13 protein-coding genes are annotated in these 14174 nt (G+C 68.4%); 3 read left to right on the forward strand and 10 right to left on the reverse strand.

Features of this window, described 5'->3' with window-relative positions; genetic code table 11:
- Positions 1-51 precede the first annotated feature (51 nt).
- From ACQPXG_RS37905 to ACQPXG_RS37945, 9 genes are all read right to left on the reverse strand, one after another.
- Positions 52-1344 carry a DUF1173 family protein gene (locus ACQPXG_RS37905; RefSeq protein ID WP_433463963.1) on the reverse strand — a complete coding sequence of 431 codons (1293 nt, stop codon included), beginning with the start codon at positions 1342-1344 and terminating at the stop codon, positions 52-54.
- 171 nt (positions 1345-1515) lie between these two features.
- Positions 1516-1944: a hypothetical protein gene (locus ACQPXG_RS37910; protein ID WP_433463964.1), complete on the reverse strand. Its 429-nt coding sequence runs from the start codon at positions 1942-1944 to the stop codon at positions 1516-1518.
- Complete coding sequence (locus ACQPXG_RS37915) at positions 1931-2785, reverse strand: hypothetical protein (protein ID WP_433463965.1); 855 nt, start codon at positions 2783-2785, stop codon at positions 1931-1933. The genes ACQPXG_RS37910 and ACQPXG_RS37915 overlap by 14 nt, the downstream gene beginning before the upstream one ends.
- Positions 2782-4554, reverse strand: coding sequence for a type IV secretory system conjugative DNA transfer family protein (locus ACQPXG_RS37920; protein WP_433463966.1), 1773 nt, complete (start codon positions 4552-4554; stop codon positions 2782-2784). Before ACQPXG_RS37920 ends, ACQPXG_RS37915 begins: the two co-directional genes overlap by 4 nt.
- A gap of 23 nt (positions 4555-4577) precedes the next feature.
- Positions 4578-6035 carry a hypothetical protein gene (locus tag ACQPXG_RS37925; RefSeq protein WP_433463967.1) on the reverse strand — a complete coding sequence of 486 codons (1458 nt, stop codon included), beginning with the start codon at positions 6033-6035 and terminating at the stop codon, positions 4578-4580.
- Entirely contained in the window at positions 6035-7516 is a 1482-nt protein-coding gene (locus ACQPXG_RS37930; RefSeq protein ID WP_433463968.1) for an SCO6880 family protein, read from the reverse strand. The genes ACQPXG_RS37925 and ACQPXG_RS37930 overlap by 1 nt, the downstream gene beginning before the upstream one ends.
- Positions 7517-7619: 103 nt before the next feature.
- Positions 7620-9614 carry a hypothetical protein gene (locus ACQPXG_RS37935; RefSeq protein ID WP_433463969.1) on the reverse strand — a complete coding sequence of 665 codons (1995 nt, stop codon included), beginning with the start codon at positions 9612-9614 and terminating at the stop codon, positions 7620-7622.
- Positions 9615-9622: 8 nt separating this feature from the next.
- Positions 9623-10414, reverse strand: a complete 792-nt coding sequence (locus ACQPXG_RS37940; RefSeq protein WP_433463970.1) for a hypothetical protein — start codon at positions 10412-10414, stop codon at positions 9623-9625.
- On the reverse strand, positions 10407-10847 hold the full coding sequence (locus ACQPXG_RS37945) for a hypothetical protein (RefSeq protein ID WP_433463971.1): 441 nt from the start codon (positions 10845-10847) through the stop codon (positions 10407-10409). The genes ACQPXG_RS37940 and ACQPXG_RS37945 overlap by 8 nt, the downstream gene beginning before the upstream one ends.
- A gap of 673 nt (positions 10848-11520) precedes the next feature.
- On the opposite strand from ACQPXG_RS37945, the gene ACQPXG_RS37950 reads away from it, so the two are divergent.
- From ACQPXG_RS37950 to ACQPXG_RS37960, 3 genes are read left to right on the forward strand one after another with little or no spacing between them, the layout of a single operon-like run.
- Positions 11521-12537: an NlpC/P60 family protein gene (locus ACQPXG_RS37950; protein WP_433463972.1), complete on the forward strand. Its 1017-nt coding sequence runs from the start codon at positions 11521-11523 to the stop codon at positions 12535-12537.
- On the forward strand, positions 12537-13163 hold the full coding sequence (locus ACQPXG_RS37955; protein ID WP_433463973.1) for a hypothetical protein: 627 nt from the start codon (positions 12537-12539) through the stop codon (positions 13161-13163). The genes ACQPXG_RS37950 and ACQPXG_RS37955 overlap by 1 nt, the downstream gene beginning before the upstream one ends.
- Before the next feature lie 56 nt (positions 13164-13219).
- Complete coding sequence (locus ACQPXG_RS37960) at positions 13220-13531, forward strand: hypothetical protein (RefSeq protein ID WP_433463974.1); 312 nt, start codon at positions 13220-13222, stop codon at positions 13529-13531.
- 138 nt (positions 13532-13669) lie between these two features.
- Here the strand turns inward: ACQPXG_RS37960 and ACQPXG_RS37965 are convergent, their stop codons facing one another.
- Positions 13670-14071: a winged helix-turn-helix transcriptional regulator gene (locus ACQPXG_RS37965; RefSeq protein WP_433463975.1), complete on the reverse strand. Its 402-nt coding sequence runs from the start codon at positions 14069-14071 to the stop codon at positions 13670-13672.
- Positions 14072-14174: the final 103 nt, after the last annotated feature.

A 14174-nucleotide genomic window follows, 5' to 3' on the forward strand; every position in this document is an offset into this window, starting at 1 on the left:
AGCTGGGCGCGGGATCGGTCAACGCCGACCGCCAAGTGCGTTCGGTTCGGACTACCGCTGCCACGCGCGTACAGCGCGCAAGCCCTTTACCGACGGCGGCACGTCGGGAAGGGGCTCTGCGACATCCCACTCGATGACATCGGCGCCGATGGCGCGATAGTGCTCTTGCTTGGCCTGTTTACGTCGTTCATACTCTGCGCGGCCGCGTACACCATAGACTTCGACGTAGACAGGGGATTTGGTGTCGGTGAGAACGAAATCGGGGAACACCACATCGCCGTCGTAACGGACGGGCTTGGTGAAACTTCGGCCAGCAGCGATGATGCGGTCAGCCATTACTACCTCGTAGAAGGATTCTCCCGGGATCCACAATTCGTTGGTGAGAATGACGGCCATCTCGACGATTGCGAGATAGTCTCTCTGGGTCCTCTCCACGACGAACAGCCCGATGCGGCGTGCACCGTTTACAGCATTGATGGCGGCAGCCGAGAAAGCAGCAGGATAAGAGCGACGGGTCCGACCCGACACCGCGCTGCTGGCGAAAAGCGCGCCGCGATGGTGACGCAATGTGAAACGGGTACCGTGCCTGGTGAGGCGCTCGTTCTTGAGCTCGCCGAGGATCAGACCACGCTGTTGACGGCGACCGAGCCCGCCGAGCCGGCCGCAGAACGTGGTGAAGGCCACGGCATTGGCGTCCGCGTTCTGGGGGCGGTAGGGCGGCACGACATACAGCGTGTTCCCCAGGTCCAGGCCGTTGACGACGCAGTCGCCAGCCTGCTCGGTGAGGCGGGCGTGGCAGGTGGACCAGCCGCGACGCCACGCCGGATGCCAGAGGTTCAACTGGGCCTGCTCCCACAGCCAGTGCAGCAGCCCGAGCAAGGTCATGGCGCGAGCCGCGCCGCTGGCGTCACGTGGCGGCGCATTGGGAGTCTCCTCTAGTATCCGGCTTCCGGATAGTTCCAAGGGGACGACCAGCCGCAGAGCGGTGCCGTCGACGGTTTCATTGACAGCTTCAACCGTGTAACGCGAGCGGCCCGATAGCTCAGTGCTGGTTTTGTAGAACAAGCAGTCGAGAGCGTGCTGGCTACCGTTTCCCGGCCACCCAGCAAGGTGAAAACGGCCGCCGCGGGAGCGGATCACGAGTTTCAGTGCTGGCGCTTGGCAGAGGCATTCGGCATGCCCGCTTTCGCTACGGGCTCGGGCCAGCAGGCGGGTAAACCGCGTGGGGTCGTGACGTATGGCGGCCAGCGACACTACGCGGTCGGCGAGTCGTACGCGCCCCGCGCTGCCATCGAGGAACGTGTTGTTGCGTTGCGGGCCATCTTCGGGCGTGGAGGGTCGCATCTGGTCCCCTCAAGGTCGATTCGGGAAGGCGGCCGCATGCCGTCCGAGCGTGTGGGGCCGCGCCTCGCACGGCGAGAGGGGCAGGGCGCAGGCAGAGTTCTGGCCGGCAGGCGGCCAGAACAGCGATGGCGAACGCACGGTGATCCAGTGTGATCGACGTTGGTGGCGTCGTCAGTTCCGCTTTCGGGCCTGAGTGGACGGTGGTGGCGGTACCGCCGGTGACGGTGTCGACGCGGTTCCAGTACCCGGCGCTGGCCCGCGCGCCCCAGTGGAGGTGGCGTACGGTCGCCCGGACGGCGGTACGGCCGCCGCGGCCGGAGCGGCGACGGGAGCAGCCGCAGGAGGAGCGGCTGGAGGGGGCGCGGGCGCCTGGCTGGGGGCGGTCGCGGCGGCCACATGCACGGTGGCGCCGGACCGGGCGCGGACGGCGACGTGCGCGGGGTCGCTGTAGAGGATGTAGAGGTCTCCTTCATGGTCGGTGATGATCTCGTAGTGGGCGAGGCGGATACCGACGCGGTAGCCCTTCTCATCCGTGACTTCCAGCCGGTATCCGATCAACGCGGGGCCGATCTGAGCGATGTCCAGGTCAATGCCGGTCATGTTCGCTGCCTTCAGGGTGAGAGGGAGGCGGCGGCGTCTCCGCCGAGGCCGGATCTGCCGGGTCCGGGTCCGCCGGGTCCGCCGGGTCTGGGGCTGCCGGGTCTGGGGCTGCCGGGTCTGGGGCTGCCGGGTCTGGGGCTGCCGGGTCTGGGGCTGCCGGGCGCAGGCTTTCCGGCAGATGGGCGAAGTGGGCGAGGTAGTTGGGGTCCTGGCTCCACGGGTCGCGGTCACGTGGTTTGTGGGAGCCGTTGACGCACTGGCCTAGCCATTTGGAGAAGCGGTCCAGGGCGCGGCCGAGGGCGTCCTGCCAGAGGTAGACGGCGGCGCCGGCGTCTCCTTTGTCGCGGTCGTGTGCCGAGAGCCATGAGGTCCACAGGGCGGTCAGCTCCTGGATGACGCCGCCGTGCTGGTACCAGCAGCGAGGGAGCTGGTGCACCGTGAGGGCGTAGGTGTCGGCGAGCCAGACCACCCATTGGGTGAAGGGCTCCCACAGCGCAGCCGCGAGGTCGGGTTGAAGTTTGTGCCAGATGATGGGGGTGCCGGCGCGGGGGGATGCCGCGCGTTCCTCCACGGCGGCTTCCAGTTGGGCCACGCGATGGACGATGTGGTCCAGGTCGTCGTTGATGGTCTCGACGATGGTGCGGGTCTCGGATAGCCCGGTGCCCAGTGCTGCGAGTTCTTCGATCTTGCCGATCAAGGTCGCCAAGTCGCCGCGGAGGGCGTGCCGGTCGCTCTCGACGCTTTGCTCGAGCTCGGCCAGCCGCTGCGTGAGCTGATCGGCCGGGTCCTGGTCGGCGCCGGCTTCGTGGGTGTCGTCGGGGGTGCTTTCCGTGCCGGTCATGCCGCGCCCCGTTCCCGCAGTTGGTGGCCGGCCCACTGCTTGGCGGCTGCGATCGCTTGCGCGTGCGGTCCTTCGTGGGCGCGGACGAACCGGACCCGGGTGGCCGCGGCGGCGCGGTGGACGACCACACCGGACCGCTCAGGAATCATCCGGATCATGCCCATGTCCAGAACAGGGCGGCGCCGGATCGAGGTCTGCAGGCTGACGCGATCGCGGTCTTCGGTCAGCGCCGTCTGGGGCTCGTCGTACTCCCCGATCATGTCGCTGAACAGCTTCAGCTCCTTGGGGTCGGAGATCCCGCCCAGGATGATCTTCGCGGTGGCGCCGGAGATGATCTGCCGCGCACCCAGCGGCCCCCACCGGCGCTCGGCCTGGCCGAGGTTCTGCAACGAGGCCAGAACGAAGATGTTGAACCCCCCGGCCAGGGAAATCAGCTGCGGAAGCTCCGGCAACGGCATGCAGTTGGCCAACTCGTCACCAATCAATGCCAGCGGCGGGTCGAGCCGGCCGCTCAGGGTGCGGGCCGCGCCGTGCTTGGCGGTGTCCATGGCCGCGCGGCCGAACGCGGCCAGCAGTGGGGACAGCAGCGACTGGTCGTCCTCCTCTCCGATGAGGTAGATCGTGGCGCCGCTCGCCAGCCAGCCGTTGAGGTGGATCGAGTCGGCGGGGTCGGCGGCGAAGATGTCGGCGACGCGGGGGTTGAGCAGGGCCGCGAACGGTTGGAACGCGGTCTTCCAGGAGGAGGCCTTCTCCTCGCTGTCGCCGGTGTAGAAGCTGCCCAGCATGTTGGCCATCTGGGTCTTGCGATGGGTGGAGAGGATTTCGATGGGGCGCCGGTTGTCGGGATTGGTGATCCAGTCCAGGACGTGGCGGGCCGACAGGTTCTCCAGCCCGGCGGCGTGCAACCAGCAGTTGATCATGATTTTGGCGTTGTTGACGAAGTAGCCTCCGTTCTTGGTGTTCTCCTCGCTGCGGGTGGCGGCCATCAGCGCTTCGGTGCGTCGCTGCACGATGCCGTAGTCGGCGCAGCCTTCGGTGAGGGACCAGCGGACGGTGCTGGGCCAGCCCGCGACGTCGTAGGGGTCCATGACGTGGACCGGGTGGCCGCGATCTACGCGGATCTTGGCGGTCTGAAAGAGGACGTCGCTGCGGGCGCTAGTGACCAGTGCCGGGCCGGGCCAGTCGATGAGGGCGGGGACGATGAGCTGGCTGGTCTTGCCGCTGCGTGGCGGCGCAACGACCGTGACCGACTCCTCGACCGGGAGCCACAGCGGCAGCTCGTAGGGGACGGCGACACCGCAGGACACCGCGACCTGGTTGACCTGGATGTCCTGAAGACGGCCCTTCAAGCCGGGCCGCAGCGTGCGGGCCATCGCCAGGGCGTGCCGCTCGCCGAGCACGGCGGCCAGCTCGGAACGGTCGGCCAGGCCGTCATCTCCGTGGTGTAGCCAGCCGCGTGCGAGCCGCCAGCCCCTCGTCGACCCGTAGGCCGCGCCGCCGGTGAGGCCCAGCATGATCGGCCAGAACACCAGCGGCCCGCCGACACCGCGGCCGCCGGCGTGCTGGTAGGCGCCGGTGGTGTCGAGGGGATGGGCGATCAGGTGCGGGAGCGCGGCGGCGGCGATCGACAGGGTGACGTGCGGAGGGGCAGTATGGGTGAGCAGCCCCGACAGCCACGCCGCGCACCAACTCAGCACGGCCGCGCCCACCGCCGCGACGCACGTGCAGACCAAAAGTAGGTCCTGCAGGTGGGAGCGTAGGCCGGGCATGCCCCGTCGACGAGGCGGGGCGCTCATCGCTCACCTTCGCAAGTGGCGGCCGCCGCGGGCCCGCCTGTGGGTTCATCGGCAGGTCCGGTCCGTGGGCCGGCCGGGCGCCCGGCTGAGGGTGCGGCGGAGGGGGCGTCGGGGGACGCAGCCGGACCGTCTGACATGCGTTTGTTGGTGTTGGTCAGCGCCGTCTCCGCCGGTGTCCGCAGATGCTGGACGAGCAGGGTGAGGCCGGAAAACGACCAGATCCCGTTGCCGGGTGCGGCCAGGTTGGCGGGGTCCTTGATCGCCTCCCGGGCCCACGCGGGGAGCTCCAGATAGTCGGCGACGGTATCGGCGTCGTCGCCTTCGATGTGGTAGACGACCCGGGTCGCGGACAGTTTGATGATGGAGACGGCTTCGGGGACCTCGTCCAGGCGCAGGTCCGACAGGTGGTGGGCGACGGCGATCACCGACAGGCCCAGTCTGCGGCCAAAGCGCATGAACTCGTTGAACAGCCGGGCCACCGGGCGGTGTGCCAGGATGTGCCAGGCCTCCTCGATGACCAGGGTGTATTTGGTAGTGGAGGCCGGGTCGATCCACCCGAACCGCAGCCACGCGCCGATCACGGCCATGAACAGCGGGAGCGCCTCGCCTTCCCGGGGAAGCCGCGCCATATCGAAGATCACCAGCCGGCCCGTCAGGTCGATCGAAGTGCCTGCGGTGCCGCTCACGGTTTCGCCGTCGAACAGGCCGGCCAGGTTGCCTGAGGTCAGGGCGTGCAGCGCGAACCCGGCGGGCATGCCCCACTCGCGCAGCTCGCTGCTGGCGCATTCACGCTGGCCGAGCATCGCTGGCTGAGGGTCGGTGATGGCGGCCAGCACGTCCGACAGCACCGGCACGCGGCGCCGGTCGGCGGCCGCGCGGCGCGCCGCGTTCAGCGCGACCTCGATCGCGAATTTGGCGTCGCTGGTCAGCACCTCCCCGGCCACGATCTCCACCATGGAGGTCAGCAGGTCCTGCTGGTGGGCCAGCGGGATCTCCGGGTCGAGCGGGTTGATGCGGATGCCGCCGTCGTGGACGCCGCCGTAGGTCAGGCGGATCGGGATGACGTCGAGAGCGTCGGCGATCTCCTGCCACTCCCCGGCCAAGCCCTCGCCCTGGGCGTCCAGGACCACAAACGACCGGTCCCGGTAGGACAGCTGGCGCAGCACGTACGTCTTGACCATCGCGGACTTGCCGTAGCCGGACTTGCCGAGCACGAGCATGTGCGGGGCGGGCAACCGGACCCGGGACTCCTCGCTGTAGAGCAGGAACGGGTCGTAGATGAACGCCTTGCCGGCGTAGCGTTCACGGCCCACGATGACGCCCCGGTGCCCGAGCATGGGCGCGCCGACCGCCAGGTACATGCCGCATGCCTGCCGGGAGGTGGTCGCCAGCCCTCGCCGCCGGGTGACGTTCTGGCGAAACAGCGGGCCGAGCGGGTTCCAGGCGGCGGCCATCACCGGCTCCGGATCAGACCGAGCGCCAGCGGCAGGGTGGCGGCGAACGCCCGCCAGTGTTCGGTCTCCAGCCATTCGGGGCGCATCCGCGACTTGATGATCGCGCCGCGGACGGTGTCCTTGACCTGGGCGAGCTCCTTCTCGCTGGGGGCCGACACCGTCACATATCCGGTCAAGGTGATCCCGGCGTAGCCTTCGCCGAGTTCCTCGACGGTCTGCGCGGCGTGACTGCGGGCGGCCTTCTCCCGGGGGTTCTGCACCATCCCGGTGGGGCCCTGGCCGATCTCGTTGGTCAGGTCCGACAGCGCGCGCGACAGGGCCCGCTCGGACTCCTCCAGGTCCATCACGATGGTGACGGTGCGGATCGTATGGTCGATCCACAGCAGCAGAGGCGCCAGGAAATTCACCCGGACCGCGGTGGCGGGCAGCTCCCGGAACCATGCGGTCGCCGAGAACCAGGGGTGCGGGTTGGACCAGGTTCGGGTCTTGATGTGGCGGGGGTTGCGGCCGTCGACTTCGGCCGGCCACAGGTTCTGCCGGTTGAGGCCGAGGCTGTCGTCGATCTGATGGGTCGGGTCGTACAGCGAGTGCACCAGAGAACACAAGGTCGCCTCGTCCAGTGTCCGGACGAGCCGCAGCTGCGACAGCGGCAGGGACCGAATGAAGGTCTCGGCCTCGGCGCCGACGACGCGGGCGAAGCCCTCGGCGAGGCTGTTGAAGTTGCGGGCCTCGGCGACCAGGGCCTGGCTGTAGGGGATGCCGAGGGTGACGAACAGGCGGCGGTCCTCGGCGCTGATGGCCACGCGCTGCTGGAGTTGGTCGTAGGAGTCCCGCAGCCAGTCCGGCGTAGTGCGGTCGCGGCGCTCGGCGACGTCGCGTTCGTGTCCGGTGGGGTCGGTGGGCACGACCCGCAGGGTCCACTGCAGGCGACGGATCCGCCCTGATTCGGCGGTGGTGCGCAGCAGGTGCTCAAACGCGGCGATCAGCGATTCGCGTTCGGGCTCGTCCAGACCGCCGAAGTCGCGTTCGGCCTCTACCTCCAGGGTGGCCACGAACATTCGCTCGGTGGTTTGCAGTAGCACCGCGAGCTCACCGAAGGCGGTCGGTGCGCTCATCCATTCCAGCTCGGGGATCCCCGCGGGCGTCGGCACCGGCCGCGGCTGCCCCGACATCCGGCGCCCGGCGCGGGGCGCACGGGAGCGGTACAGCAGGTCACCGTGCCGCAACGCCCGCTTGTAGGTGCGGCGGATCTCCCACCACCGCAGGTAGGTGCGGCCCTTGTACGGCATCCACACCGCCCAGCTCGTGAACAATGCCACCGTGCAGGCGGTGAGGAGTTTCAAGGGCCAGGTCGGAACGCTCACCAGCAGCACCAGGACCAGCAGGCCGGCCAAGCCGACGAAGATCTGCTCGTGCTGCTCCAGGCGACGCCCCACCAGGCCACGCGGCCGGGGCCTGGGGTACACGAAGCTGCGCGCCATGCCGTCGCCCTTCCTTTCCCGTCAACGTCAGGTGCGTGCACCCGGATGCGTGGCCTGCCGGTGTCGTGCTCCGACGGCCTCCGGTTGCCGAGTTCATTTGCGATCACTTCATGGGGGTGTCGCCGCCGTCGGAAGGTGGTTCCGGCGGCGGAGATGCGGGCGGCTGGGTTCCTGACGGGTCCGGTGCGCCACCCGGCGGATCGCCAGGCGCCTGCGGCCCCGGCTCCGCAGGCGACGGCAGCGTGGGCGGCATCATGTCCGTCCCAGAGCCGCCGGGTCCAGAAGCGTCAGCGCCCCCTCCGCCTCCGCTCATGGGCACGCCCTCACCGGTTGCCCGGCTGGCGCCAGACCTTGCGGCCCCGTCCACGATGTCCTTGCCCTTGGCCGCGCCCCCCGCAATCGCCATCGTGGTCGGGTCTCCGCCACCCGCAACGGCGCCGCCTACACCACCGCCTGGCCCGCCGCCTGATCCGCCGGTAGGCCGACCGGTTCGGTTGCCCGCGCCGGAGGCTGCGCCCCGGCCGGGCTGCGAACCCTCACCGTTGCCCCGGTCAAAGTTGTCGATCTTGTCTTTCCAGCCGGAGAGCTGGTCGTTGCGGCGCTCTATCCCATCGGCCAGGCCCTGCATCCGGTCCGAGCCGCCGCCCTGCCGCACGGTGCCGTGTGAGTCCTGCCGGGCCGCCGCGATCGCCGCGATCTCATCACCGAAGGCCGGAATGAACCGGGAGATCATCACCGGCGCCAGGAAAGCCAGAAACAAAAGCGCGAGCACCGTGAGGACGATGCTGATCGCCTTGAGCGGGTCCTTGGCGTCGGCGGACCAGTCATTGATCGAGGCGAGCATCCCGGTCGCCAGGGAAAGCACGGTCAGCGTCACGAGTTTGGACGACAAGATCGCCAGGGTGAAACCGATCCACTTCTTGGTGTGACCCCACAGCGCCTTGTCGACCAGACCGGAGAACACCAGAGGCCCGAACGCCAAGCTCAGATAGATCATCGCGGACCTGATCGTCAATTCCACCCATACGCTCACAATGGCGAACAGCAGAAACGAACCGATCATCGTCATGAACACGCCGCCGCCACCCAATGCCGCCATCACCGCCCATGCCTTCACCACCGTCTGGGTGATCGACTTCATGTCCTCGGGGACCGAGGAGAACACAGCGCCGCACGCGAGCTCGAAGATCTGGTCGACGGAGTAGACCGCGGCGGGCATGAAAACGGTCACCACGACCGACAGCAGGAGGTAGCCGATCGACTCTCCCGCGGCCTCCAGCGGTGGGACTCCTGCGACAACGCGTTTGACGACAGCCAGCAGCCACAGGAACAACGTGACGATCGTGGCGAGCCCGAACATCTGGGTGTAGGTGCGAAGAAATCCTGGGTTGGTCCAGTCGACTTGGGTGGTGTTGTTGATCAGTTGCCCGAGTTCGCCCAGCAGCCACGCGAACCCCGACATCAACGCCTGGGAGATATATCCGAAGGGGTCCTTGGTGAAGTCGATGGCTTTGGTGGTGTCATTGTAGGCGCCGTTACTGAACTGCCAGATGTTCTTGAGTACGCAGATAGAGTCGACAGGGGGGATGTCGCACCAGGTGAATTTGCTTCCCGTCTCCTCATCGTCCCCGTTTCTTTTCTGGGGAAGTTTCTGAGAGGTTTTGGGTGGGTTGCACAGGTCGGGGTTGATCGAGCAGATGGCCTTCTTCGCGTCCGGAGGGGGCTGGCGCGGGAAGGGGCACTGGGTCGGCAGGAGCTTGCAGATATCGGTCGGTGTCGGCTGCGGTGACGCGGGTGCCGATGCCGACGGCGCCGACGAGGGTGCTGCAGAGGGGGCCGGAGACGAGGGACCCGGCGCGGAGGGCCCCGAGGACGTAAGCCCCGGGGACGGAGCTGGTGAAGGGGCGGATGCCACCGGCGGCGTGGAAGCCGCCCACCCGGCACCGGTATGGGCGATCCCGCCCACCGCCAGCGCGGCGGCCAGGACCGCGACGAGCCGAGGCCGGGCCGTCCAGCATCGCCGACGGCGCGGACGCTGCCGTGGCGCGGTACTGATGCCGGGGACCGGCGGTTGGGCAGAGGGCCGGGTCAGCTTCATCGCAGGCCTCACGAGAAGGGGGGCGGGGCGGCAAAGCGGCCGCTCTGCTGCCAGTCCTGCTGGCTGCTGGGACGCTGGTTGGAACTGGCCGCGGGCACGGGCCCGGGCCGGGTCGCGATGGAGGCGATCCGCCAATCGCCCCGCTCCCAGACCAGGGTCAGCACGTAGGTGGTGTAGGACCCGCTCGGCGGCAGCACCGTGGCGGGGTCGCCGACGACACCGGCGCTCTCAGCCATCCACACGTTCACCGTGACGGCCTGGCCGGAGTAGAAGGCGACCTGGACACCGAGCGGCGCCGAGTGCTGAAGCCAACGCGCTCCCTGGGGCCCCTGACCGGCGGGCGTCAGCCCGAGAGCCTTCATCGCAGCGTCGGCGTTGGCGTCGTCGCTGGCCCGTTGCGTCTGCAGCGACGAGGCGGCCATGACGTGCCCGAGCACCGTGTGCCGCAGCGAGGCGTCGGTGATGTACGTCGGCCTGGAGCGGGCCAGCTGGTAGTGGACGGCCGCCGCAACAGCACCGGGCTGAGTGTGTGCGTAGCCGACTGGGACGCCGTCCACGACCCGGCGCGGCCCGGCCTCGGCGGACGGCGAGCCGCTCCCGCGCTCGGTTGACCGGCCGTCCGCTGTACCGGAGTGCGGGCTCACCGCGGTCCATATGCCGAACGCCAGCAGCAGCGCGATCGCGACCCCGATGGCGATCAGAAGGGGACGGGACTGGCGAGCGGCCGCACGCAGGGACGCTCCCGGCCGGGGCCGCTCCTCGCCGTCATCGGGCAGCAAGGTGGTGGTCTGCTCAGCCAATGGGGATCCCCATCCCGTACACGATCGTGAACAACGCGCCCATCGAGGCGACCAGGAACGCTCCCAGCGCACCGCCGATGATCAGCTTTCGGCCGTCCTTGACCGCGATCGCGTCGTGGGAGAACTCCGACTGGCCAAGCCTGATCTTCGCCGCGCCCAGAATCGCGGTGCCCAGGCAGATGAACAGCACGGCCGCCATGATCACTTGAATGATCGTTCGGGCCGCGACGCCGACCTTGGCGAACGGACCCCAATCGGGCTTGAGCCCATTGAACAAATCTCCCGGCCCGCCGGACGGCTGTGGACTCGGCGCCCCCGATGGGTCGAGCAAGAACCGCATCACCGGGGCGTGCTCAACCGGGCCGGCACGCGATGCCAGCACGTCCAGCAACTGAAGCCGCGGGGCCTCCAGGTGAGCGGCCAGGTGCGCCACGAGGTGCGAGTCGAGGTGCGGAACCAGGTGCACAGCCACAGACACGCGCTCTCTCCTTTCGCGGCCGCGCCCGCCTGGCCCCTTGCTGCGCCACGGTGGCGGGCGGCCAGGCGAGCTGTACAGACCTCACATCGTGAAGATAGGAACAACATGGCTATATTCAGATATAGCAGAGTAGCTTACGTTCGGGCTCAGGGGGTGTGGAGAGCGTGGTCAAGCGGGGCAAGGTGGTGCGCGCCCGTGCGCGACCGCATCGGGGGCGGCGCACTGGCCGGCTACTCGGCCGCCCTCAGCCCGGAGCTCACGGGACCGTCGCCCCCGGTGACCGCCGTCGACGGCCGACCGCCGAGGCGCTCAATCCCGGGCCGAGGGCAGCCACCGGCGTGCGTCATCATCCGGGGCGACCGCCATTGCCGCCGCCGTCGGCGCACCCGAACGAGAGCGCCTCGGTGCACGGCCCCGCCGTGCCGGGCAGGTCGACCGGTTCCGGCGATGGGACCGGTGGTGCGCCCTCCGACGCCGCCCTCGGCGCGGTGTCCAGCCGGGTGCCAGTCCCCGCGCCTGATCGGCGCATCCGCACCCACACCAACTCGCTGGTCCTTCCCGCGCCGAGCCGATGAGGGGAACCGGTCGAGCCCTGGCGCTCATCGCCGCCCTCCTGCTGGTGCCCGCGATGATGTCCGTCGTCGCCGTCCTCGGTGTGCTTGTCCACGCCTCCACCGCTCGCGCCGTCCCCTGTGCCGGCGACGCCTCGGGCGGCGCTCCCAGTCAGCCAGGCGCTTCCAAAAGCGCCGAAAACTCCATCCCGGTCAACTACCTCAACCATTACCGCAAGGCGGGCCAGCGGTATGGCGTGCCATGGAATGTGCTCGCCGGAATCGGAAAAGAAGAATCCGACCACGGACGCGGTGACGGCCCCGGCATCCATTCCGGACAGAACTATGCAGGGGCCCAAGGCCCCATGCAGTTTCTACGCAGCACCTGGGATGCCCACGGCATCGACGGTGACGGCAATGGAACCAAAGACGTCTACAACCCCGCTGACGCGATCTTCGGAGCCGCCAACTACCTCAAACACAACCACGCCGATAAGGGCGGCAAACAGCTTTACAATGCGATCTTCGCCTATAACCACGCCCACTGGTACGTCAAGAACGTACTGCGCGACGCCGACCAGTACGCCAAAGGCGGCTTCACCATCAGCGGCAGCAACACCGCCGGCACATCCTGCATCCCCACAGGCCAAAGCGGCCCCAGCGTCAACGGCCCCTTCGGCGCGCGCGTCGTCGCCTACGCCAGAAAATGGGCCCGCACCGACCCGCCGACCCCGTACGTATGGGGCCAAGGAAACACACACGGCCCCACACACGGTTGCGGCCACGGGTTCTGCGGCACCGGTTTCGACTGCAGCGGACTCACCCAGTACGCTATATATCAAGCCTCTGGCGGGAAAATCACCATCCCGCACTACACTTTTGATCAACTGGACGACGACCGCGGCGAAAAGGTCAGCTGGAGCCAACTCCAACCCGGCGACCTGATCTTCTTGAGCGACGGCGACCACGTGGTGATCTTCGCGGGCAACGAGACCATCATCGAAGCGCCCTTTACCGGATCTCACGTTCGCGTCGCCCCGCTACGCAGCAAGGGATTTATCGGCGCTCGCCGCTTCGGCAAAGGAATACCATAATGGCCGCCCACGTGCACCGCCCGGTACCGGACTCCTCAGCCGTGTTCACCCGCAATCTTCGCCCGGCACGAACGACAGCCATCGGACTGGCGATCTCGATCGGGCTTATCGCGTGCGCGGGCTGCGTCACGGACTCGAGTGCCGAGTTCGCCGACTCGGCACCCACCAAATCCGCTGCGCAGTCACCCGCACCCCCGCCGACCCCAGGCCTGGGCGACGTCGACCAGACCGACCCCACCGCGGTGTCCAAGGCCGCCGTCACCATCATGTGGTCCTACGACGCCCGCACCGACGCCCGGACCGGACAACGCTCCGCATACCTGCGCGCCAGCGGGTACCTCACTCCCACCTACCGGGCGCACGTCGCCACCAGCATGCCCGCCACCCCGCTGCCCGCCGAGCTCCTCGCCCACCACGCCCGCAGCCGCACCGTTCTGGCGCCAGCTCCCCATGACGACGCTGAACCCGACACCGTCCAAGCCGCATCCCGCACCTGGAGGGTCACCGTCACCCCCATCGGCCGCGACGGCTGGTGCGGCAGGCCCGTCACCGTCCACGTCTACGTTGCCCTCATCAGACCTGGGCCGCTCCGGCCCTGGCGCATTAGCCACACGACCACGTACTGAGCGCGAGTCCAGCGCGCCAGGGTACGGTGAACAACGCTGAAAGGAGGTGGGCACCCATGGCGTACCGCGGCAAATTGACGCACACCCACGCTCTCACACGCCCCTTTGTCCGCCGGCCGATCAACCATGCCAACTTCACCGGCCGCCCTGAGCCGAACCCGATCGAAACCGGCTTCACCGTTCCACGTGAGCGTCGGGGCGGGTCCCTGCACCAGGTCCGACTCCTGGCGTTCATCATGTTTGCCCTTGGCCTGGTTTCCACTGTGATCGCTGGTGTCAATCTGCGGCCGATCCCCCTTGCCATCAGCGTGGCCGTCACCGCGTTCGGGTATCTGACCTTGCGGTTCATCGCACGCCAGCTGCGCTAGGCCGTGTTTTAGAAGTCGGTGATCTGGCTAACTGGCCGTCTGGGGTGGTGGCGGGCGGCCAGCCAGATGGTGAGTCGCGGGCGATGTCGTTGATGCTGTTCGAGGTGACGGCGGCGGTCAGGTGCTGGGACCGCACACCTAGGCGTTCTGCGTGTCGTAGCGGCTGCGGGCCTCGCGGACCTCCTCGATGTGGGTCTCGGCCCAGTCCTTCACCGCCGTCAGCAGGACGGCGAGGCTGGCGCCGAGCGGGGTGAGCTCGTAGTCGACGCGGACCGGGACGGCCGGGGTGACGGTGCGGGAGAGGATGCCGTCGCGTTCCAGGGTGCGCAGGGTCTGGGTGAGCATCTTGGGGCTGACGCCGGCGATCTTGCGGCTGAGGTCGCTGTAGCGCATGGGGCCCGGGGAGAGGGCGGCGAGGACGAAGCTGACCCACTTGTCGCTGAGGCGGCCGAGGAGCTCGTTGGTGGGGCAGTCCTTGATGAAGGCGTCGTACTCGGCGCGTGCCTGTTCGCGCCGCTGGGTCGCGGTCATGGTCGCCATGACTTCCCTCCAGGGGACATAGGCACTCTCAGGTAACTACTTCCTAAAGGATAGCCCCTCTTGGGTTGTCGCAATACCCTGAAAGCGACACAAATACCCATGA

Source organism: Spirillospora sp. CA-128828 (genome assembly GCF_050945415.1).
Classification (GTDB): Bacteria; Actinomycetota; Actinomycetes; order Streptosporangiales; family Streptosporangiaceae; genus Spirillospora.